The sequence below is a fragment of the Cupriavidus sp. 96C5-1 genome (assembly GCF_057798855.1).
Genome location: NZ_JBYOJU010000023.1, coordinates 44088 through 66380, shown reverse-complemented (window position 1 = coordinate 66380; position 22293 = coordinate 44088). Strand labels below are relative to the sequence as shown.

Sequence of the window (22293 nt, the reverse complement as noted above, 5' to 3'; positions counted from 1 at the left end):
CCGCGCGGAATCCCCCGAGTGTAGCGGGTTTGCCTGGTTCGCGTTGACGGTAGGGCACTTGCGAGAAAGCCACCGGCGGCGGCAGGCCGCCGTCCACGCGCCGGCCAGCGAGCCGGCGGCCACCCCATGATTCGCCGGCAACTGGCGACATTCGCCCTGGCCGGCGCTAGCGGGTTTGCCGTCGACAGCGTCGTGCTGTACTGCGCGCTTGCGCTCGGTGCAGGCCATTACGCCGGACGCCTGCTGTCCTTCCTGGCCGCGGTCTTCGTGACCTGGCGCATCAATCGGCGCCTTACATTCCCGACCCGGCCGGGAGAATCGGCCTGGCATGAGTGGTGGCGCTACCTGGCGGCCATGTCGGCTGGCGGCGCGATCAACCTGGCCGCCTACAGCATCGCGATCCCGCACCTGCCCGCCGCCGCCTGGGCACCGCTGCTGGCCGTCGCCTTCGGCACGGGCTGCGGCCTGGTGTTCAACTTCCTCGCCGCCAAATTCTGGGTATTCCGCGGCAAGCCCTGATTGCTTGCCGCGCGCCCGCCGCAGGGGCCAGTGCCTAGCGCGACAGCGCCGGGGTCAGCGCCTTGGGATTGGCGATGCTGTCATGCTTGCCGGACAGCACGTCGAGGATGTTCTGGAAGGCAATGCGGAAGTACATCTCGTAGCTTTCGCGTTCCACGTAGCCCAGGTGTGGCGTGCAGATGCAGTTTTCCATGCGCAGCAGGGCGTGGCCCTGCAGGATGGGTTCGGACTCGAACACGTCGACCGCCGCCATGCCGGGACGGCCGCGGTTGAGCGCGGTCAGCAGGGCGTTCTCCTCGACCAGCTCGGCACGGCTGGTGTTGACGAACAGCGCGGTCGGCTTCATGCGGGTGAGATCGGCCAGCTTGACCAGCCCGCGGGTCTCGTCGGCCAGGCGCAGGTGCAGCGTCAGCACATCGCTCTCGGCAAACAATTGCTCCTGCGAGCCGGCCACGGCCAGGCCGTCCTCACGCGCGCTCTTCTGCGAATTCTCACGCCCCCACACCAGCACGTTCATGCCGAAGGCACGGCCGTAGCCCGCCAGCAGCCTGCCGATCTTGCCGTAGCCCCAGATGCCCAGGGTCTGGCCTCGCAGCACCTGGCCCAGCCCGAAGTTGGGCGGCATGGTGGTGGACTTGAGGCCGGACTGCTGCCAGGCGCCGTGCTTGAGGCTGGCCACATACTGGGGAATGCGGCGCTGCGCCGCCATGATCAGGGCCCAGGTCAGTTCGGCCGGCGCCACCGGCGAGCCTGCGCCTTCCAGCACCGCCACGCCGCGCTCGGTACAGGCGTCGAGGTCCACATGCCCACCCACGCGGCCGGTCTGGCTGATGATCTTGAGCTTGGGCAGTTTTTCCAGAAGTTGACGGGTAATGCGGGAACGTTCACGGATCAGCACCACCGCTTCCACGTCCGACAGGCGCGCGGCCAGCTGGCCGACACCCTTGACTGTGTTGTTGAACACCTTGACATCGTGGCCGTCGAGCAGGCTGAAACACGTCAGTTTGCGTACGGCATCCTGATAATCGTCGAGTACGGCAATCTTCATCGGAAACTCTAGTTTGGCTAATGTAAGGTGTGCGCGGCCACAGAGCAGCGCGCCCATCAACGGTATAGTTTTTTTTACCTGCCGCGCAACACCGCACTGGGTGGGATACGCAGCGGGAACAATCGGGCGCCACGCTGAAAGTGCGGCACCAGACATGTGAAGGAGGCGGTGCGGCCAGGCCACAATCTTGCACGGACATTGCTGCGGAGCAAAAAACAGCGGCGTGCGGCGGTGGTATCCTTGCCGGTTCCGATGCCGTCCGGGATTGTCGGTCGAGCCCTGCTCCCATGACCCGGACCGTCTCGGACAAAGCCTGCCCGGCCCGCCAAAGGCGCAGCGCCACTGTAGCGCAGCCGCGGGGCCTGTCGCGACTTTTTGCGCAGTACCGGTCGCAGCGGAGTTGTAACGGGATGTGTCGATCCTGGCCCGAGCCGCCCCACGCGGCGCCAGTGCGGAACCCTTGGCGCCGCGCCGGGGTCTGCTCTGGAAATGGGGCCGCCGCCGGCCATTTCCCGCTACGGCAGCCAGCCAGGCTTTGCAGGAATTCTTTCTACGCTTTGGAGTTGCAGTATGAACCACCCCACCATGCAGGGCACGCCCGCACTCAACGTTCCGGCCTGGGTCAAGCACCAGAAGCTGATCGGCTGGGTCGCCGAGTTCGCCGCCCTTGCCAAGCCCGACAATATCTACTGGTGCGACGGCTCGCAGGAAGAGTACGACCGCCTGTGCGAGCAAATGGTCGCCGCCGGCACCATGAAGCGCCTCAACCCGGCCAAGCGCAAGAACTCGTTCCTGGCGCTGTCCGATCCGTCCGACGTGGCACGTGTCGAAGACCGCACCTTCATCTGCTCGCAGAAGAAGGAAGACGCCGGTCCCACCAATAACTGGACCGCCCCGGCGGAAATGCGCCAGACGCTGTCCGGCCTGTTCGACGGCTGCATGCGCGGCCGCACCCTGTACGTGGTGCCGTTCTCGATGGGCCCGCTGGGTTCGCCGATCGCCCATATCGGCGTGGAACTGTCCGATTCGCCCTATGTTGCCGTCAATATGCGCATCATGACCCGCATGGGCCGTGCCGTGTTCGACGTGCTCGGCACCGACGGCGAGTTCGTGCCCTGCGTGCATACCGTGGGCAAACCCCTGGCCGCCGGCGAGAAAGACGTGCCGTGGCCGTGCAACCCCACCAAGTACATCGTCCATTTCCCGGAAACCCGCGAGATCTGGTCCTACGGCTCGGGCTACGGCGGCAATGCACTGCTCGGCAAGAAGTGTTTCGCACTGCGTATCGCATCCACCATGGGCCGCGATGAAGGCTGGCTGGCCGAGCACATGCTGATCCTGGGCGTGACCTCGCCCGAGGGCAAGAAATACCATGTGGCTGCCGCCTTCCCGTCCGCCTGCGGCAAGACCAACTTCGCCATGCTGATCCCGCCCAAGGGCTTCGAAGGCTGGAAGGTCACCACCATCGGCGACGATATCGCCTGGATCAAGCCGGGCCAGGACGGCCGCCTGTACGCCATCAATCCGGAAGCCGGCTATTTCGGCGTGGCCCCGGGCACCAGCGAGAAGACCAACTTCAACGCGATGGCCACCCTCAAGGAAAACGTCATCTTCACCAATGTGGCGCTGACCGACGACGGCGACGTGTGGTGGGAAGGCATGAGCAAGGAAGCCCCGGCCCACCTGATCGACTGGCAAGGCAAGGACTGGACGCCGGCCATCGCCAAGGAAACCGGCGCCAAGGCCGCCCACCCGAACGCCCGCTTCACCGCGCCGGCCGTGCAGTGCCCGTCGATCGACGATAACTGGGACAACCCGGCCGGCGTCGCCATCGATGCCTTCATCTTCGGCGGCCGCCGCTCCACCACGGTGCCGCTGGTGACCGAGGCCCGCAACTGGACCGAAGGCGTCTACATGGCCGCCACCATGGGCTCGGAAACCACCGCCGCCGCTGCCGGCCAGCAAGGCGTGGTGCGCCGCGACCCGTTCGCCATGCTGCCGTTCTGCGGCTACAACATGAGCGACTACTTCGGCCACTGGCTGGCGCTGGGCAAGAAGCTCGAAGCCGCCGGCGCCAAGCTGCCCAGGATCTATTGCGTCAACTGGTTCCGCAAGGACGCGGACGGCAACTTCGTGTGGCCGGGCTTCGGCGAGAACATGCGCGTGATGTCGTGGATGATCGACCGCGTCGAGGGCCGTGGCCAGGGTACCGACCACGTGTTCGGCACCTCGCCGGGCTACGGCGACCTGAACTGGGCAGGCCTGGACTTCACCCAGCAGCAGTTCGAGCAAGTCACCTCGATCGACCACGCCGCCTGGCAGCAGGAGCTGAAACTGCATGACGAGCTGTTCACGCAGCTCAAGCACAACCTGCCGCAAGCCCTGGTGGAAGCCAAGGAAGCGCTGGCCAAGCGCCTGGCCAGTTGAGCAGCTGAGTGGCTCGTAGCCGGGCCGCAAGGCCCGGCTACCCGCTCATGTTGAACGAGCCCCCGGAAACGGGGGCTTTTTCATTGGCGCGGCCGTGCCCGCTCAGCAGGAAAGAATGCAAAAAAAGGGCACGCCGGCACCAATCAAGCACCAATCGGGCCGCCGTCGCCGCCCCCATGTTCCACCGCATACTTCACCAGTTCGGCCCGGCCTTCGATGCCGAGCTTGCGCCGCAGGTTGAGCCGGTGGGTCTCGATGGTGCGCACCGATAGCCCCAGCGCTGCGGCGATGTCCTTGTTGGCCTGGCCGCGGCCGATGCAGTTCAGGATATCGCGCTCGCGCGGGGTCAGCGCATCGAGCGGACCGGCGGCCGGCGTCTGTTCGGCCATGCTGCGGGCGATGCGCGCACTGTAGAAGACGCGGCCGGCCAGCACCGCGGCAATGGCCGCCATCAGCTCGTCGGCAGGCGCATCCTTGAGCACATAGCCCCGAGCCCCGGCACGGATCGCCTGGCGCACGTACTCGAGGTTGTCGTGCATCGATACCATCAGCACGGCCAGTTCGGGGTAGTCCTCGTGCAGCGCGGCGGCCAGCGCTATGCCGCCCATGCCGCGCATGGCGATATCGGTGATGACCAGGTCCGGCATGCAGTCGTGGCCGGCCCGGGATAACCAGGCCAGTGCGGCCTCGCCGTCGTCGGCTTCTCCCACCACCGTGAGTTCGGGCTGCAGGCCCAGGCGCATGCGCATGCCGTCGCGCACCAGCGCGTGGTCGTCGATCAGCAGGACACGGGCGGGGGCTTGGGTCATGATTCTGTGCTTCCTGAGGCGTCCCGGCGGGGCGCGGGTTGGGCGGCGATCGTGGTAGCTGGGTCTGGCAAGGCGGCGCCGGCGCGCACGGCCGGCACCGCGGCGCTCAGGCGGGTCGCGCCCGGCTCCGAGACGATGTCGAACTCGCCGCCCAGCGCGGCGACGCGTTCGCGCAGGTTGCGCAGGCCGATGCCGCGCCGGGGATCGTGCTGCATGCGCGCCACGTCGAAGCCGGCGCCATCGTCCTGCACCGTCAGCCGGGTGGCATCGGCGTCGAACGCCAGCACCAGGGTGACCTGGTTTGCATGGGCATGACGCTCCACATTTGTCAGCGCCTCCTGGGCAATCCGGAATAGCGCGGTGGCCTGCTCGTCGGCCAGTTCGCGCGGTGTGCCGGTGCGCGATACCGTAATCCGCAGGCCGCTGCCTTCCTGCATCTCGCGGGCAAGGTGCTCGAGCGCGGCAAACAGGCCGAGATCGTCGAGCAGGGCGGGGCGCAGGTTGCGCGCCACCCGGCGCACTTCGTTGAATACCGTGTCCAGCCGGACCAGCGCCATGCCCAGCACGGGCGCGACCGATGCGCCCTCCGGCGGCGGCGCCAGGCGCAGGCGGTTGGCGGCGGTCTCCAGCAGCAGCTTGACCGACACCAGCAACTGGCTGATGCCGTCATGCAGCTCGCGCGACAGGCGCGCGCGCTCCTCTTCCTGCGACTGCACCACGCGCTGCGCCAGCTGCCGCAGCTTGGCATCGGCCTCGCGGTGCTCGCTCACATTGAGGGCGAGGCCGCTGGCCGCGACCAGCAGGATGCTGATCGCCGCGATCACGCCGATCCACGCCATGGTTTCGCGGATGTCGGTCTCGGCCCGCGCATCGAGCCGGCGCAGGGTGCGCTCGACGTCGTCGAGGTAGATGCCGGTCCCCAGCATCCAGTTCCATTCCGGCACGGCCACCACGTAGCCCAGCTTGGGGGCCACTTGCTGCGAGGAAGGCTTCTTCCACATATAGCGCACCGAACCGCCGCCCGCGCGGGCCGCGGCAATCAGCCGCTGGATGGTAAGCGCGCCCTGCGGGTCGCGCAGGCTCCACAGATCCTGCCCCACCAGTTCGGGCTGGCGCGGGTGCATCAGGTTGCGGCCTTGCAGGTCGTAGAGGAAGAAGTAGCCGTCCTGGCCATAGTCGAGCCGCGCCAGCGCCTGCATCGCGGCGTCCCGGGTGGCGGCGTCGGCGCGGCCCGAACGCACCATCGGCGCGATCGCGCTCTGCGCCAGTTCCACGTAGTGGCGCAACTCGGTTTCCTTGCTTTGCAGGTAGGCCGCCTCGACCAGGACGCGTTCATGCCGCGCCAGCTCGGTGGCCTGGTAGCGCACGGTCAGCGCGATGCCGAACATGGCCAGCGCAAGCGGCGCAACGGCCAGCAGCAGGATCTTCTGACGGAGTTTCATCAAAACGGGAGCGGACACGGGATACACACGGGGTAAACACGGATGACGCGCAGGCGGCATGCGATCGTCGATCTACGTAATACCACGCAGACCCGCTGCGTAGTTCCGCGCTTGTGCCGAAAGGAGCAGGTGTCAATACTACACGCCGGACGCGGTGGCGCTGCTCATGCGGTGTATTGCATGCGTCCTGCGCAGTGCGTGCGGCCAGCCTCGTCTATGCTGGGCGCATGCCCGCCTGCGACGACCAGATCCGGATCTTGCGAGACATGCCGGGCGCCGGCGAAAGACCGGGCAGGAGACAAGCACACCCCGCCCCCTTCGTCCGCCGCCCTCCGGGGACACCTGGCGTGTCCCCCTTGCTTGCCGGCCCTGCCGCCGCTGGCTTCCTAAAAATGGTCTGAGGAGACCCTTATCATGAATCGCATCGGGCAACACCTGGTGTGGCTGGCCGTCGCCATCCTTGGCGCCTTCGCCTTTGCCACCGTTGCACTGTCGCGCGGCGAAGCCGTCAGTGCCTTGTGGATCGTGGTCGCCGCGGTCTGTATCTATCTGATCGCCTACCGCTACTACAGCAAGTTCATCGCCGACAAGGTGATGCAGCTGGATCCCAGGCGCATGACGCCGGCCTGGCGCCACAACGACGGCCTGGACTACGTGCCGACCAACAAGGCGGTGCTGTTCGGCCACCACTTCGCCGCCATCGCCGGCGCCGGCCCCCTGGTGGGCCCTGTGCTCGCCGCGCAGATGGGCTATATGCCCGGCATGCTGTGGATCCTGGCCGGCGTGGTGTTTGCCGGCGCGGTGCAGGACTTCATGATCCTGTTTATCTCCACCCGCCGCGACGGCCGCTCGCTGGGCGACCTGATCAAGTCCGAGATGGGCACGGTGCCCGGCATGATCGCGCTGTTCGGCTGCTTCATGATCATGATCATCATCCTGGCGGTGCTGGCCCTGATCGTGGTGAAGGCGCTGGCCGGCTCGCCCTGGGGCACCTTCACGGTGGCGGTGACGATTCCCATCGCCATCTTCATGGGCCTGTACACCCGCTACATCCGTCCGGGCCGCATCGGCGAGGTGTCGGTGATCGGTTTCGTGCTGCTGATGCTCGCCATCATCGGCGGCCAGTATGTGCACGAGAGCGCCGTGCTGGCGCCGCTGTTCACCTATGACGGCAAGGCGCTGACGTGGATGCTGATCATCTACGGCTTTATCGCCGCCGTGCTGCCGGTATGGCTGCTGCTGGCCCCGCGCGACTATCTCTCCACTTTCCTCAAGATCGGCACCATCATCGCGCTGGCCATCGGCATCGTGATCGTGGCGCCGCAGTTGAAGATGCCGGCCTTCACGCAGTTCGCCCAGGGCGGCGGGCCGGTGTGGTCGGGCAACCTGTTCCCCTTCCTCTTCATCACCATCGCCTGCGGCTCGGTGTCGGGCTTCCACGCGCTGATCTCGTCGGGCACCACGCCCAAGCTGCTGGAAAATGAATCGCATATGCGATTCATCGGCTACGGTGCGATGCTGGCCGAATCCTTCGTCGCCATCATGGCGCTGGTGGCCGCTTCGGTGATCGAGCCGGGCGTGTACTTCGCCATGAACAGCCCGGCGGCGGTGATCGGCACTTCGCCGGAATCCGTGGCGCAGGTGGTATCGGGCTGGGGCTTCGTGATCACGCCGGACGTGCTGATCCAGACCGCCAAGGATGTCGGCGAGAACACCATCATCTCGCGCGCCGGCGGCGCGCCTACGCTGGCGGTGGGCATTGCCCACATCCTGCACCAGGTGGTGGGCGGCCAGGCCATGATGGCGTTCTGGTATCACTTCGCCATCCTGTTCGAGGCGCTGTTCATCCTCACCGCGGTGGACGCGGGCACCCGTGCCGGCCGCTTCATGCTGCAGGACCTGCTGGGCAGCTTCGTGCCCGCCTTCCGGCGCACCGATTCGCTGCCGGCCAACCTGATCGCCACCGCGCTGTGCGTGGCGGCCTGGGGCTACTTCCTGTACCAGGGCGTGGTCGACCCGCTGGGCGGCATCAACACGCTGTGGCCGCTGTTCGGCATCTCCAACCAGATGCTGGCCGCCGTGGCGCTGGTGCTCGGCACCTGCGTGCTGGTCAAGATGAAGCGCGGCCAGTACGCCTGGGTCACGCTGCTGCCCACGGTGTGGCTGCTGATCTGCACGCTGACCGCCGGCTGGCAGAAGCTGTTCGACGGCGACCCCAAGGTCAGCTTCCTGACCCATGCGCGCAGGTTCAGCGACGCCATCGCCCAGGGCAAGGTGCTGGCCCCGGCCAAGTCGATGGAGCAGATGCAACGCATCGTCTTCAACGATTACCTGGATGCCGGCCTGTGCGCGCTGTTCATGTTCGTGGTGCTGTCGATCGTGTTCTACGGCTTCAAGACCGCGATGCAGGCGCGCGCGGTGAACCGCCCGACCGACCGCGAAACGCCGTTCGAACCGATGCCCGCATCGGCCTCGGCGCAGCATTGAGTCCGCGCAGGCAATCCCGGCATCCGCAAACAGGAGAACCATCATGCTCGAGCAACTTGGATCCATGGGGCGCTATCTGGGCCAGTCCCTGCGCCTGATGGTGGGTTTGCCGGACTACCAGACCTATGTGGCGCACATGGAAAGCACCCACCCCGACCGCGCCCCCATGACGTACGAGGAATTCTTCCGCGAACGGCAGGAGGCGCGCTACGGAGGGGGGCAGGGCAAGTGCTGCTGAACCCAGCGTGACGCGTGCGCGATACGGCCGGCGGGCCGCCTGCAAAGGCGGCCCGCTTTGCGTTTCCGCAACAGTTACAGTGCCTTACACGTCGTTACAGCAAGTCCGCGGCGACCTCTCTACACTTGCGTCATCGTTGCTAATCCAAGGAATAAGAACATGGCTCGCCACACCGTTCGCAGTTTCACCCTGGCCATCGCCCTGGCGGCATCCGCGCTGCCGGTGTTCGCGGGCGATATGAACAATGCCCTCGGCGGCGCACTGGGCGGTGTCGCCGGCGCGGCAGTGGGCGGCGCACTCGGCGGCTCGACCGGCGCCGTGATCGGCGGCGCGGTTGGCGGCGGCGCCGGCGGCGCGGTCACCTCCAATCGCCGCGAGCGCACCGGCGCCATCGTCGGCGGCGCGCTGGGCGGCGGTGCCGGCACGGCGGCAGGCAATGCCATGGGCGGCCGCACCGGCGGCCTGCTGGGCGCTGCCGTCGGTGGCGGCGCGGGTGCCGCGCTGGGCGGCAATGTCTCGCGCAGCAACTCCTATGCGGAAGAACGCGGCCGCGGCTACCGTGACGACCGCTACTACCGCAGCGGCTACAAGCGCAAGCACGGCCGGGGTCACCGCCACGACGACTGATCTGCCGGCGGGGCTATCTTCCCCGCGTGCAGGTAGCCGGCACGCAGTGCCGGCAATACGGAAAAACGGGCCATTCGTGGCCCGTTTTTCTATTGCCGCGGCGCCCGGCGCCTCACGCTTCAGGCAAGGCGGCGAGGCAGCCAGGCAGCCAGGCACTGGATGTCATTCTGAGCGTATCATGCATCACCTGCCTGGCAGGCTTGGGCCGGACCCGCGCAGCCGCGGGAAAGGCACGGGCAGGGGCATCGGATAAAACAAGACGGCGCGCAAAAACAAACATGCCCGTACCGGCAGGGTACGGGCATGTCCTCCAATGAGTACGGAGAGAGAGTTTGCACTCTCCCCCCGCCGGCCTGTGGAGATCAGCCGAAAACGGCGAAATCGCCACAACAAGGCGATTCCTGCCGACGGGGAGCCTGGCTTACAGGGCCGAGGCGCCGTCGGTGAATACGTCGAACTTGCCGGCCTTGGCGCCGTCGGTGTACGGGTCGAACTTGCCAGCCTTGGCGCCGTCCGTGAACGGGTCGAACTTGCCGGCACGGGCACCGTCGGTGAAGCTGTCGAACTTGCCGGCCTTGCCGCCGTTGCTGTAGACCGAGGTCTGGGTGGCGCGGGCGCCATCGGTGTAGGGGTCGAACTTGCCGGTCTTGGCGAAGGCGGGCGCGGCCGACAGGGCGGCGGCGAGCGTGGCGGCAGCGGCGATCAGGGCGTAACGTTGGGTTTTCATCATCAATCCTTTCCACAGGCGGGACGCCTAGTCTTCTCAGCAGCCTTCGCTGCAATGCGGCATCCGATGGCTTCATATTAGGCATTTCCCTCATATGAATAAATATTGCCTCAGACAATGATTAGTTGTAGTTTCAACAACAAACAACCCGCTTTCCGTAAAAATTCGCGGACAAGACTGGAGACTATGTCATGGACCGGCTGCAATCGATGCGTGTCTTTTCCAAAGTGGTTGAGCTGGGCAGCTTCGCACGTGCAGCGCAGCAATTGGAAATGTCCAACGCGGTCGTGACGCGCTACGTGGCCGACCTGGAAAGCCACCTGGGTACGCGGCTGCTCAACCGCACCACCCGCAGCCTGTCGCTGACCGATGCCGGCGAGACCTACCTGCAGCGCTGCCAGCAGATACTGGAGGATGTGGAGGAGGCGGAGTCCGTGGTGACGGCGCGCAGCCAGTCGCTCTCCGGCACCTTGCGGCTGGTCACGCCGGTCATGTTCGGCCTGCATCTGCTGCCGGCCGCGCTGGCGCATTTCCAGTCCATGTATCCCGACGTGGTGTTCGACGTGCTGTTATCGGACCGCATCGTCGATATCGTGGAGGAGGGGCGCGACGTGGGCGTGGTGTTGTCGGACCTGGGGCTGGGTTCGCACCTGGTGGCGCGCCCGCTGATCTCGGCCGAGATCATCCTGTGCGCCTCGCCTGGCTACCTGCGCCAGCATCCGCCGCTGCGCCACGCGCACGAGCTGACCAACCATCGCTGCATCGCGATGCGGATTCCCACGGCGGAGCATGAATGGACGCTGTCGGGCCCGGAGGGCGAGGTGACGGTGCCGATCCGGCCCGGCCTGCTGTGCAGCAATGCCGAGCTGGCACACCAGGCGGCGCTGGCCGACATGGGGGTGGCGATGCTGTCGTCCTACCTGGCACGGCCCAATATCGAGGCAGGGCGGCTGATGCACATCCTGCCACAGTACCAGCTGCCGAAGCGCGATATCAGCGTGGTCTATCCCAGCCGCAAGTTCCTGCCGACCAAGGTGCGCGCCTTTATCGACTTCCTGCTGGAAGAGGGTCTTGCGCGCGGCAAAGAGGAGGAATAAGGGGTAGCGCGGGGAACCGGCCGGACGCCGGCCCCGCGGCACCTTACTCCTCGGCGTCCGCCGTTGCTTCGCCGCCGGCGCGGGACTTGCCCGTGGCGGTCTTGGCCGCGGTTTTGGCCGGCGCCTTCTTGGCCGCCGGTGTCTTCTTGGCCGCGGCCGCCTTCCTGGCCGGCGCCTTGGCGGCGGCCTTGCCCGCCTTTTCAGCAGCCTGCTCGTCCTCGCCGCCAGTCTTGGCCGACGCGGTCTTGGCCGCGGCGCCCTTGGCGGCCGTCTTGGCCCCTGCCTTGGGCTCGCGCGCCTCGAACTCGAAGCCGATCTTGCCGTCCGGCTGCTTGACCAGGAAGGCCTTGAAGTTGCGGCCGGTGCGCGACGACTTGAAGCCGGTCAGCAGGTCGGTGCGGCCCGCGTCCAGCAGCTTGCCGATCTGCTCGCGCGAGATTTCCTGCTGCAGGATGATCTTGCCGGTGGTGAAGTCGCAGGTCTTGGGACTGGCCACCGAGTTCTCGCACACGTATTTCATGCCGTGCTCGAACACCGCGCCGCTGCACTTGGGACAGGTGCCAACCGGCTCCTGGCCACTGAAATCGACCGGCTCGCCGTCGTTGTCGTCGTCGTTCTGGCCGAAGTCGAACTCCATCTTGTAATGGCCTTCGTCGTCCTTGCCCAGCTTCAGGATGGCGGCGAAGGGCCGGCCCATCTTGCTACGGAAGCCTTGCAGCGGACCGATTTCCTTCTTCAGCAGCAGTTCTTCGACCTCATCGATCTCGAACTGGCGGCCGCCCGGGATCTTGCTGATCGAGAACTCGCAGCCGGTGCAGGCAAAGCGGCGGTAGTTCTCCTTGACCTGGCTGCCGCATTGCGGGCACGGCGTAGCCAGCGTGGCGTACTCGCCCGGGATGGTGTCGCTGTCGTATTCCTTGGCGCGCTTGACGATCTGCTGCGTCATCTGCGCGATCTCGCGCATGAATTCGTCCCGCTTCAAACCGCCGCGCTCGATCTGCGACAGCTTGTGCTCCCATTCGCCGGTCAGTTCGGCCTGGGTCAGTTCCTGCACGCCCAGGCCGCGCAGCAGCGTCATCAGCTGGAAGGCCTTGGCGGTCGGGATCAGTTCCCGCCCTTCGCGCACCAGGTATTTTTCGGCCAGCAGGCCTTCGATGATGGCAGCGCGCGTGGCCGGAGTGCCGAGGCCCTTGCCGGCCATGGCCTCGCGCAGCGCGTCGTCGTCCACCAGCTTGCCGGCGCCTTCCATGGCGGACAGCAGCGTGGCTTCGTTGTAGCGTGCGGGCGGCTTGGTGGTCAGGCCGACGCTGTCGACCTTGTCGACCTTGACACGTTCGTCCTTGGCCACCGCCACCAGGTTGGCGTCGTCGCCCTGGGCTTCGCGGCCGTAGACCACCAGCCAGCCCGGGTTGACCAGGACCTTGCCCTCGGTCTTGAAATGATGGCCGGCCACCTCGGTGATGCGGGTGGTGACCTGGAACTCCGCCGCCGGGAAGAACACCGCCAGGAAGCGGCGCACCACCAGGTCATACAGCTTCTGCTCCGGCTCCGACAGGTTCTTCGGGGCCTGAAGCGTCGGGATGATAGCGAAGTGATCGCTGATCTTGCTGTTGTCGAAGATCTTCTTGTTCGGCTTGATCCACCCGCTGGACAGGACCTTCTTGGCGTGCGGCAGGTAGTTGGGCGAGCTGTCGGCCAGCATGTCCATGGTCTGCCTGACCGTGTCCAGATAGTCCTCGGGCAGCGCGCGGGCGTCGGTACGCGGGTAGGTCAGCACCTTGTGCTTTTCGTACAGCGCCTGGGCCAGGCCGAGCGTGTTCTTGGCCGAGAAGCCGAAGCGCGAGTTGGCCTCGCGCTGCAGCGTGGTCAGGTCGAACAGCGCCGGCGACTGCTGCGTCGACGGCTTGGACTCTTCGGTGACGGTGCCGGTCTTGTCGCGGCAGGCCACCACGATGCTCTTGGCCTCGGCCTCGCTCCACAGGCGCGACTCGCGCGCTTCGGGATCGAACTCGTTCTTCTTGAACTTGGGGTCGAACCAGCGGCCTTCGTAGAGGCCGGCGGCGGCGATGAACTCGGCGCGCACTTCCCAGTAGTCGCGCGGGACGAACTTCTTGATCTTCTCTTCGCGCTCCACCACGATCGACAGGGTCGGGGTCTGCACCCGGCCCACGGTGGTCAGGAAGAAGCCGCCGCCCTTGCTGTTGAAGGCGGTCATGGCGCGGGTGCCGTTGATGCCCACCAGCCAGTCGGCCTCGGAGCGGCAGCGCGCGGCGTCGGCCAGCGGCAGCATGTCAGCGTCGTCGCGCAGGCGGGCAAAGCCGTCGCGGATCGCCTGCGGCGTCATCGACTGCAGCCACAGGCGCTGCACCGGCTGCTTGGCCTTGGCCTGTTGCTGGATCAGGCGGAAGATCAGTTCGCCCTCGCGCCCCGCGTCGCAGGCGTTCACCAGGCCGGTGACGTCCTTGCGCTTGATCAGGCGGTTGAGCACCTTGAGGCGCGACTCGGTCTTGGCGATCGGGCGCAGATCGAAATGCGGGGGGATCACCGGCAGGTTGGCGAAGCTCCACTTGCCGCGTTTTACTTCGTACTCGTCCGGGGCGGCGATTTCAACCAGGTGGCCGACGGCCGACGAAAGTACGAATTCGTCACTCTCGAAGTATTCGTCGTGCTTGGTAAAGCCCCCGAGGGCACGGGCGATATCGGCCGCAACCGATGGCTTTTCCGCGATGATGAGGGCTTTTGACATTGGATCGGGTCCTTGCTGGCCGCACTCCGGCGGCCTGCGAATTATTGCCACTAAAGGCTCTGCACTATATGTAGACGGCGAGCTCGGGGCTTTGAGGCGCCAATAATAAGCGCGGTTCCAACGGCGGTGCAAGCTAGCCGATCGCCGCGCGGATGTCAAACGGGCCGTGAAGGCTCGGCGGTCACCCCGGCCAGCGCTCGCTGCTCAGGTGCCGCTGGCGCCATGCGCCAGCCATTGATGCACGTCCGGCACCTCAGCGCCAGGCGTCGCCGGCATCGACACGCCGCGCGCAAGCATACGCTCGAGCACCTCGATGTGCGGCAACAGCGTGCCATAGAACTGCGGCGCTCCGCCGGCCGCCGGCTGCACCAGCACCGTCGGGAAATTGTCGATATCGAGATCGCCCAGCTGGTCGGCATGGGTTTCGACATCGATCCACACGAAGCAATCGCCCGGAAAACGCGCCGCCAGTGCGGTGAATGCCTTCAAGTAGGCGCCGCAGGTGCCGCACCACGCCGCGCACAGGCAGGCCACCAGGCGGCCTTGCGGACGCGCTGCCAGCGCCTGGGCGATCGCGCCCGGGTCCTGCTCCGGAAAGTAAACGGTCATGATGGCGTAAACATGAGCCTTTTCAGGCACGGGAAATCGTTTGATTGTAGCGGGTGGCAAAAAATCCGTGCTTCGGCGCCCTGCCGCCACCAGGGTCAGCCGAGCCGGCGATAGACATTGCCTGGCAGGCGCTCCACCGTCCCCGACAGCTCCAGCGCCAGCAAGGCGGCCGCCACCCGCTCGGGCGGCAGGGCGGTGCGGGCGCACAGCGCATCGAGCGTGACCGGGTCGTGGGTCAGCGCCTGGCCGAGGAGGTCGTCCAGGGCCGGCATCGGCGCCGCCCTGGCCGGCCGGGCGGCATCGCCCTCCATGCCCAGCTCCTCCAGGACGTCCTGCGCTGTTTCCACCAGCTTGGCGCCCTGGCGAATCAGCAGGTGGCAGCCCCGGGACGTGGGCGCATGGATCGAGCCGGGAATGGCATAGACATCGCGCCCCAGCTCGGCAGCCAGCCGCGCCGTGATCAGCGATCCCGAGCGCGGTGCCGCCTCCACCACCAGCACGCCGCGCGCCAGCGCCGCGATGATGCGGTTGCGTTGCGGGAAATGATGGCTGCGGCCGGGCGCGCCGAGCGGAAACTCGCTGACGATGGCGCCACGGGCGGCGATGCGATGGGCCAGCTCGCGATGGCGGGCAGGGTAGACCAGGTCGGCGCCGGTGCCGATCACCGCCACGGTGCCGCCGATGCCGTCCAGCGCGCCGTCGTGGGCGGCGCCATCGATGCCCAGCGCGAGCCCCGACACCACCGTCAGCCCCGCGTCGGACAGCGCGCGGGCCATGCGGCGCGCGTCTTCCACTCCCTGCACGGTGGCGCCGCGCGCGCCGACCATGGCCACCGCCGGCCCGCCAAGCGCTTCCAGCCGCCCTTTGACATACAGCATCAAGGGCGGGTCGGACAGGTCAAGCAAGGGGCGGGGATAGGCCGCATCGGCCAGCGTCAGCAGATGGTTGCCGGGCTCGGCAACCCAGGCCACGGTGCGGTCGACCAGCGCCATGGTGGCGGCGTCGGGCGGCGCCAGCAGGGCGCGCGCATGCTTCTCGGGGATGACGGCTGCCAGCGCGCCGACGCTTTGCGCCAGCAATTGCTGCGGCAGGCCGAAGATGGCGAGCAACTGCCGCACGTGACCTGCGCCAAAGCCGCGTGGCTGCGTCAGGCGCAGCCACGCCGCGATCTCGGCGGCGTCGCGCGTGGTCGCCGCCGCATCGGGGCCGGTTGCCGTGCGCCCGGTCAACGGGGCGAGGTGACGCGGTCGCCGACCTCGATCGCGTTCGAGGCGTCGGTGACCAGGGCGTAGGCCACGCCGGGGAACACCCGGAACACGAAGGCCAGGCCGTAGCGCTCATCAGGCAGCAGGACGGCGCGATTGCCATCGGTACGGTCCGGCACCACCTGGCCGGCGCGGGACAGCGCCAGCACGTGGCCGGGCTCCAGGCCCGCGGCGGTGCCGATGTTCAGCACCACCACCTGCTTGGCGCCGCCAAACTGGACGCCGCCATAGACCGCCGCGATACGGCCGTCGATGGCCACGTCGGGGGCGCGCGGCACATAGCGCACCGGCTCGCGGGCGGGCTGGGGCAGCAGCAGGGTGCCGGCGGCCATTTCCTGGTGGGCCTGGGTCACCTTGACGGTAGTCACGGCGTCAAAGCCCTCGGGAGGCCGCGACACCCGGACGTTGCCCTGGTACTCGGCCTCATAGCCCAGCACCCGGCCGCTGACCGGGTCCTTGACCGGCCTGACCGGCTTGAAAGCCTGCCAGTCGCTGCCGACCACGGCATCGGTCGGCGCTATGCCGCGCACATAGGCGGAATCGCCCATCGCAAGGTAGACCCGCGACTCGGGCAGGGCGACAATGCGCGCGGAGGTCTCCAGCGTGCCCTGGTCCACCACCAGCGGGCGGATCAGGAAGGGCTCGATATCCTTGGCGGAGATGCTGGCGATGGCGCCGCCCGGGCCGCCCTCGGAGCGCACCGCCGGCGTCAGGCGGACCGTGCCGCCGGCGTCGGGGGAGGTGGAGAGCCAGGCACGCCCGTCGCGCTGGATCAGGTACAGTACCTGGCCGGGATAAATCAGGTGAGGATTGCGGATCTGCTGCTGGTTCATGCCCCAGAGTTCAGGCCAGCGCCAGGGCTGGCGCAGGAAGCGGCCGGAAATGCCCCAGAGCGTATCGCCCCCGCGCACCACATACTGCGAGGGCGCGTCGGTGGCCAGGTCGGTGGCGGGGATGCCTTGCTGCGCGGTAACGCCGGCCCGGGCCCGCTGGGCGGGCGTGACGGCGAGGTCGGCGGCATGGACTGGCGCCCCCGTGGCGGCAGTGATGCCAGCCGCACACAATATCCAACGGGCGAACGCGTGCGGCCTGCGGCCCGGCACCGCCTGGTGTTCTTTGGTAAGATCGCGCATTTTCTCGAACCGGCTGGCAGAACAGCCGGATTGACCCTGGAGAGCGCGCCTGCTGCGGCGCGCCTTGAATTTTTGTACTTGCGCCCCGATTCTGCATGTAAACACCCGTTGCCGCAACGCGGGCCACATGTGTGAGCAGGAGGCGTTGCGCCCCAGCATCATGGCCAAACTCGACATCATTACCTACCCCGATCCCCGCCTGCATACCGTGGCAAAACCGGTTGCCGTGGTGGACGACCGCATCCGCAAGCTGGTGGAGGACATGGCCGAGACCATGTACGAAGCCCCCGGCATCGGCCTGGCCGCCACCCAGGTGGACGTGCACGAGCAGGTGGTGGTGATCGATATCTCCGAAACCCGCGACGAACTGCGCGTGTTCATCAACCCGGAAATCGTCTGGGCCAGCGATACCCGCAAGGTCGGGGAAGAGGGCTGCCTGTCGGTGCCCGAAGTCTACGACCGTGTCGAGCGCCCGGACCACGTGCGCGTGCGCGCCCTCAACGAGAAGGGCGAGACCTTCGAGCTCGAGGCCGACGAACTGCTGGCGGTCTGCATCCAGCACGAGATAGACCACCTCAGGGGCAAGGTCTTCGTCGAATACCTGTCGCCGCTCAAGCTCCAGCGCATCAAGGCCAAGCTGACCAAGCTGCACAAGCGCGAGCGCAGCCGCATGTAGCCCCGCGAGCCTCAGCCGGCGGCCGCGCGCCGGTATGAGCCCGCCACCGGGTCTGCTATCGTATTGCCTTCCCGATGAATCAAGTTACCGGCCGCTGATGCGGCCGGTGCCGCTTTATATGCCGGAGCGCGCCATGTCCCAAGCCGCAAACCCATCCCAAGCGCTGCGCGTTGCCTTTGCCGGCACGCCTGAATTCGCCCGCGTGGCGCTCCAGGCCATCCATGAGGCCGGTTTCCCGGTGGTGGCGGTGCTCAGCCAGCCCGACCGCCCGGCCGGCCGCGGCATGCAGCTGCAGGCCAGCCCGGTCAAGCAGTACGCGCTGGAGCACGGCCTCGCGCCCGTACTGCAGCCGCGCTCGCTGCGCCGCAACGGCAAATACCCCGAAGAAGCCGGCGCCGCCGTCGATACGCTCGCGCAGCTTGCCCCGGACGTGATGGTGGTGGCCGCCTACGGGCTGATCCTGCCGGCCGAGGTGCTGGAACTGCCACAGTATGGCTGCCTCAACATCCATGCCTCGCTGCTGCCGCGCTGGCGCGGCGCGGCACCCATCCACCGCGCCATCGAGGCCGGCGATACGCAGACCGGCATCACGCTGATGCAGATGGACGAAGGCCTGGATACCGGCGCGATGATCCAGGGCGAGGCGGTGCCGATCGGTCCCGGGGACACCACGGCCACCCTGCAGGACACCCTCGCCGCGCTGGGTGGCCGCATGGTAGTGGACGCGCTGCGCAGGCTTGCCGCCGGCCAGCCCCTGACCGCCACGCCGCAACCCGCCGAAGGCATCACCTATGCCGGGAAGATCGGCAAGGACGAGGCGCCGCTGGACCTGCGCCGCCCTGCTGCGGCGCTGGCCAGCCAGGTACGCGCCTTCAATCCCTTCCCAGGCGCCACCCTGCAGATCGGCCAGACCGTCATCAAATGCTGGCAGGCCCAGCCCCTGGCAACCACGGCCGGCCAGCCGCAGGTGCCGGGTACGGTGCTGGCGGCGGACGCCGACGGCGTGGTGATTGCCTGCGGCGACGGTGCGCTGCGGGTGACGGAACTGCAGAAGCCGGGCGGCCGCCGCCTGCCGGCCCAGCCGTTCCTGCAGGGCATGCCCCTGCCTCCCGGCACCCGCTGCGCGCTGCCGGAAGGCGAGGCATAATCCGCCTGCGCGCCGCCTTGGCGCCCGTTTTGCGCCCATGCCACCCGCACGCGAGGAATCCCCATGCTCGGCATCGTTGACCTGCCGCTGTTCATCGGCGCGGTATTCCTCCTCAATGTGACGCCAGGCCCGGACACGGCCTATATCGTCGGGCGCAGCATCGCGCAGGGCAGGGCGGCCGGCGTGGTCTCGGCGCTGGGCGTCAGTGCCGGCTGCTGCGTGCACTCGCTGGCCACGGCCTTCGGCCTGACGGCGCTGCTGGCGGCGTCGGCCTCCGCCTTCACCGTCATCAAGTTCGCCGGCGCCGCCTATCTGGTCTGGCTCGGGCTGCGCCTGCTGTGGAAGCGGCCCGGCCCGGCCGGATCTGGCGCCGCCGGCGCCGGACAAGCCGACGCGCGCGGCCTGCGGGCCTTGTTCATGCAGGGTTTCCTCACCAATGTGCTGAACCCCAAGGTGATCCTGTTCTTCGTTTCCTTCTTCCCGCAGTTCGTCGACCGGCACGCCGCACACCAGGCCCTGGCCTTCCTGGCGCTGGGCGGCATCATGGTGTGCATGTCCACGCTGTGGAGCACGCTGGTGGCCTGGGCCGCCGGCACCATGACGCGCAAGGTCGGGCAGGCCCCGCGCCTGAAGTGCTGGCTGGATCGCATGGTCGGCACGGCCTTTATCGGGCTGGGCGCGCGCCTGGCGCTGGCCCAGCGATAGGCACGCCTGGCACGCCTCCTGGCTGCCATTTTTTTAGGCAGCCCACCGTTGAATTTCCGCCTCGGGGTACCATCTAAACATCACCGCGGCGCGCTTCCCGGGCGCGGCCAGCCCGGCCACCCGGCGCGCGCGAGGATGATTTTTTCGGAGATCACTGCAATGTTCAACTGGGTCAAGACCTTCATGCTGATGGCGGCCATCACGGCGCTGTTCATCGTCATCGGCGGCATGATCGGTGGCCGCAGCGGCATGATGTTCGCGCTGGTGATGGCGCTGGGCATGAATTTCTTCTCGTACTGGTTCTCGGACAAGATGGTCCTGCGCATGTACAACGCGCAGGAGGTGGACGCCGCCACGGCGCCGCAGTTCTACGGCATGGTGCAGGAGCTGGCGCAGCGCGCCCAGCTGCCGATGCCGCGCGTGTACCTGATCAACGAAGACGCGCCCAATGCCTTCGCCACCGGGCGCGATCCCGAGCATGCGGCGGTCGCGGCCACCACCGGCATCCTGCGCGTGCTGTCGGAGCGCGAGCTGCGCGGCGTGATGGCGCACGAGCTGGCCCATGTGCAGCATCGCGACATCCTGATCTCGACCATCGCAGCCACCATGGCCGGCGCCATCGCCGCGCTGGCCAACTTCGCCATGTTCTTCGGCGGGCGCGACGAGAACGGCAACCGCAGCAACCCGATCGCCAGCATCGCGGTAGCGATCCTGGCCCCTCTGGCGGCCTCGCTGATCCAGATGGCCATCTCTCGCGCGCGCGAATTCGAGGCCGACCGTGGCGGTGCCACCATCAGCGGCGATCCGCAGGCGCTGGCCATGGCGCTCGACAAGATCCACCGCTATGCCCAGGGCATTCCGTTCCCGACCGCGGAAGCGCACCCGGCGACCGCGCAGATGATGATCATGAACCCGCTCTCGGGCAGCGGCATCGCCAACCTGTTCTCGACCCACCCCGCCACCGAGGAACGGATCGCGCGGCTGATGCAGATGGCCCAGACCGGCACCTACCCGCTCTAGTAGCCTGAGGCCCGCTGCAACCCCGGCCCGCGGGACGCAAAAAAGCCGGCTCCGGGCGCATACAGGGTAAACTGCCCGCCGTGCTTCCCCGGAAGCGGCGGGCAGTGCTTTTTTTGCGGTCCCGCCCTGGCCTTGCCGCCAGTCCCCGCCGCTCGCGGCTTGCCCTTTGCCACCCGGTCTTACCGCCTCACCGCCTCACAGTCATGCGCCTGCCACACGAATCACTTGCCTTCCAGATGCTCGCCGCCGCGGCCGCCGTACGCGGGGTCAACGAAGGCAGTGCGCTGCCGCTGGCCATCGACAACGCCGCCGCGCAGTACCGCCTCGACCGCGTGCGCGATGCCGCCACGCGCGGCGCCCTGCAGGACCTGGCCTACCGCACCATGCGCCAGTTCGGCACGGCGCGTGCGCTGGTCACCAAGCTGGTGACGCGGCCGCCCGGTGCGCTGGTGGATTCACTGCTGGCGGTGGCGCTGGCATTGCTGGTCGAAGACGAGCAGGGCGAGGGCGGCTATACCGAGTTCACGGTGGTGGACCAGGCCGTGAGCGCGGCCGCCTCCGAGCCCAAGACGGCGCACGCGCGCGGCCTGGTGAATGCCGTGCTGCGCCGTTTCCTGCGTGAGCGCAAGGCGCTGCTGGCCGAGGTGCGCCAGGACGACGAGGCACGCTGGAACCTGCCCGCATGGTGGCTGGACGCGCTGCGCAAGGCTTACCCGGACCAATGGACCGCACTGGCCGAAAGCGCCGGCGTGCGCCCGCCGATGACCCTGCGCGTCAACACCGCGCGGGTCTCGGTCAGCGAATACCTCACGCGGGTGGCCAACGCCGGCATGGCCGGCGTGGCCATCGGCCCGCAGGCGGTGCGGCTGGTGCGCGCCTTTCCCGTGTCGCAGATCCCCGGCTTTGCCGAAGGCGATGTCTCGGTGCAGGACGCCGGCGCGCAGCTGGCCGCGCCGCTGCTGGACCTGGCCGACGGCCTGCGCGTGCTCGATGCCTGCGCCGCGCCCGGCGGCAAGACCGGCCACATCCTGGAGCTGGCCAAGGCCGACGTGACCGCGCTCGAGAGCGATGCCCAGCGCGCCACGCGCATCGACGAAAACCTTGCACGGCTGGGCCAGCAAGCCACCGTGGTGGTGGGCGACGCGAGCCGCCCGCAGGACTGGTGGGACGGCAAGCCATACGACCGCATCCTGGCCGACGTGCCATGCTCCGCCTCGGGCATCGTGCGCCGCCACCCCGATATCCGCTGGCTGCGCCGCGAGGTGGACATCCCCCGCCTGGTCACCGAGCAACGGCGCATCGTGTCGCAACTCTGGAACCTGCTCAAGCCGGGCGGCATCCTGGTCTATGTCACCTGTTCTATTTTCCCAACGGAGGGGGAAGAGCAGGCGCGCTGGTTTGGTGCACAGCTAACAGATGCGATACGATTGCAGGCGCCCGGCCAGATGCTGCCCGGCAGTAAAGACCAGGTGACTGGCGGCGGAAGTGCCAGCAACGACGGCCTGCCCGCCGACCACGACGGCTTCTTCTACGCCCGCTTCCAGAAACGACCCTGACCGATCCCAATCGAT

Annotated in this window: 19 protein-coding genes; 11 read left to right on the top strand and 8 right to left on the bottom strand. The window is 67.6% G+C overall.

Translation table 11 applies throughout. From position 1 onward, the window contains the following. The first annotated feature begins 126 nt into the window (after window positions 1–126). Complete coding sequence (locus AC3FOF_RS23510; protein ID WP_017229760.1) at window positions 127–519, top strand: GtrA family protein; 393 nt, start codon at window positions 127–129, stop codon at window positions 517–519. A gap of 34 nt (window positions 520–553) precedes the next feature. Here the strand turns inward: AC3FOF_RS23510 and AC3FOF_RS23505 are convergent, their stop codons facing one another. Beyond that, window positions 554–1567 carry a D-2-hydroxyacid dehydrogenase family protein gene (locus tag AC3FOF_RS23505; RefSeq protein WP_017229761.1) on the bottom strand — a complete coding sequence of 338 codons (1014 nt, stop codon included), beginning with the start codon at window positions 1565–1567 and terminating at the stop codon, window positions 554–556. A gap of 570 nt (window positions 1568–2137) precedes the next feature. Here AC3FOF_RS23505 and AC3FOF_RS23500 point away from each other — a divergent pair. Continuing rightward, entirely contained in the window at window positions 2138–3994 is a 1857-nt protein-coding gene (locus AC3FOF_RS23500; protein ID WP_017229762.1) for a phosphoenolpyruvate carboxykinase (GTP), read from the top strand. A gap of 143 nt (window positions 3995–4137) precedes the next feature. On the opposite strand, the gene AC3FOF_RS23495 is transcribed toward AC3FOF_RS23500, so the two are convergent. Then, window positions 4138–4803, bottom strand: coding sequence for a response regulator (locus AC3FOF_RS23495; RefSeq protein WP_276264453.1), 666 nt, complete (start codon window positions 4801–4803; stop codon window positions 4138–4140). After that, window positions 4800–6245 carry a cache domain-containing protein gene (locus tag AC3FOF_RS23490; protein WP_488727916.1) on the bottom strand — a complete coding sequence of 482 codons (1446 nt, stop codon included), beginning with the start codon at window positions 6243–6245 and terminating at the stop codon, window positions 4800–4802. The genes AC3FOF_RS23495 and AC3FOF_RS23490 overlap by 4 nt, the downstream gene beginning before the upstream one ends. Before the next feature lie 414 nt (window positions 6246–6659). On the opposite strand from AC3FOF_RS23490, the gene AC3FOF_RS23485 reads away from it, so the two are divergent. The 3 genes from AC3FOF_RS23485 to AC3FOF_RS23475 all read left to right on the top strand — a co-directional run bounded on the left by AC3FOF_RS23485 (window position 6660) and on the right by AC3FOF_RS23475 (window position 9597). Further along, complete coding sequence (locus tag AC3FOF_RS23485; protein ID WP_017225452.1) at window positions 6660–8732, top strand: carbon starvation CstA family protein; 2073 nt, start codon at window positions 6660–6662, stop codon at window positions 8730–8732. Between the two features lie 43 nt (window positions 8733–8775). Next, a complete protein-coding gene (locus tag AC3FOF_RS23480; RefSeq protein WP_017225451.1) occupies window positions 8776–8970 on the top strand; it encodes a YbdD/YjiX family protein in 195 nt (64 codons plus the stop codon). A gap of 159 nt (window positions 8971–9129) precedes the next feature. Beyond that, on the top strand, window positions 9130–9597 hold the full coding sequence (locus AC3FOF_RS23475) for a hypothetical protein (protein ID WP_276264451.1): 468 nt from the start codon (window positions 9130–9132) through the stop codon (window positions 9595–9597). 421 nt (window positions 9598–10018) lie between these two features. On the opposite strand, the gene AC3FOF_RS23470 is transcribed toward AC3FOF_RS23475, so the two are convergent. Further along, entirely contained in the window at window positions 10019–10327 is a 309-nt protein-coding gene (locus AC3FOF_RS23470) for a hypothetical protein (protein ID WP_017225401.1), read from the bottom strand. Window positions 10328–10515: 188 nt separating this feature from the next. On the opposite strand from AC3FOF_RS23470, the gene AC3FOF_RS23465 reads away from it, so the two are divergent. Further along, window positions 10516–11421, top strand: a complete 906-nt coding sequence (locus AC3FOF_RS23465; protein WP_276264450.1) for a LysR family transcriptional regulator — start codon at window positions 10516–10518, stop codon at window positions 11419–11421. Window positions 11422–11464: 43 nt separating this feature from the next. Here AC3FOF_RS23465 and AC3FOF_RS23460 read toward each other — a convergent pair whose 3' ends face one another. From AC3FOF_RS23460 to AC3FOF_RS23445, 4 genes are all read right to left on the bottom strand, one after another. Beyond that, window positions 11465–14167 carry a DNA topoisomerase III gene (locus AC3FOF_RS23460; RefSeq protein WP_488727915.1) on the bottom strand — a complete coding sequence of 901 codons (2703 nt, stop codon included), beginning with the start codon at window positions 14165–14167 and terminating at the stop codon, window positions 11465–11467. A 204-nt stretch (window positions 14168–14371) separates the two neighbouring features. Further along, entirely contained in the window at window positions 14372–14776 is a 405-nt protein-coding gene (locus AC3FOF_RS23455; RefSeq protein WP_017225404.1) for a thioredoxin family protein, read from the bottom strand. A 95-nt stretch (window positions 14777–14871) separates the two neighbouring features. Next, complete coding sequence (gene dprA, locus AC3FOF_RS23450; protein ID WP_488727914.1) at window positions 14872–16005, bottom strand: DNA-processing protein DprA; 1134 nt, start codon at window positions 16003–16005, stop codon at window positions 14872–14874. Next, complete coding sequence (locus tag AC3FOF_RS23445) at window positions 16002–17174, bottom strand: LysM peptidoglycan-binding domain-containing protein (RefSeq protein ID WP_488727913.1); 1173 nt, start codon at window positions 17172–17174, stop codon at window positions 16002–16004. Before AC3FOF_RS23445 ends, dprA begins: the two co-directional genes overlap by 4 nt. A 160-nt stretch (window positions 17175–17334) precedes the next feature. On the opposite strand from AC3FOF_RS23445, the gene def reads away from it, so the two are divergent. The 5 genes from def (at window position 17335) to rsmB (ending at window position 22278) form a co-directional block, all read left to right on the top strand. Further along, complete coding sequence (gene def / locus AC3FOF_RS23440; RefSeq protein WP_035819274.1) at window positions 17335–17850, top strand: peptide deformylase; 516 nt, start codon at window positions 17335–17337, stop codon at window positions 17848–17850. A 133-nt stretch (window positions 17851–17983) separates the two neighbouring features. Next, complete coding sequence (gene fmt, locus AC3FOF_RS23435) at window positions 17984–18997, top strand: methionyl-tRNA formyltransferase (protein ID WP_488727912.1); 1014 nt, start codon at window positions 17984–17986, stop codon at window positions 18995–18997. A gap of 63 nt (window positions 18998–19060) precedes the next feature. Next, window positions 19061–19702: a LysE family translocator gene (locus tag AC3FOF_RS23430; RefSeq protein ID WP_488727911.1), complete on the top strand. Its 642-nt coding sequence runs from the start codon at window positions 19061–19063 to the stop codon at window positions 19700–19702. A gap of 159 nt (window positions 19703–19861) precedes the next feature. Next, complete coding sequence (gene htpX / locus AC3FOF_RS23425) at window positions 19862–20722, top strand: zinc metalloprotease HtpX (protein WP_017224344.1); 861 nt, start codon at window positions 19862–19864, stop codon at window positions 20720–20722. Window positions 20723–20925: 203 nt separating this feature from the next. Continuing rightward, window positions 20926–22278: a 16S rRNA (cytosine(967)-C(5))-methyltransferase RsmB gene (gene rsmB, locus AC3FOF_RS23420; protein WP_276265656.1), complete on the top strand. Its 1353-nt coding sequence runs from the start codon at window positions 20926–20928 to the stop codon at window positions 22276–22278. The last annotated feature ends 15 nt before the right edge of the window (window positions 22279–22293 follow it).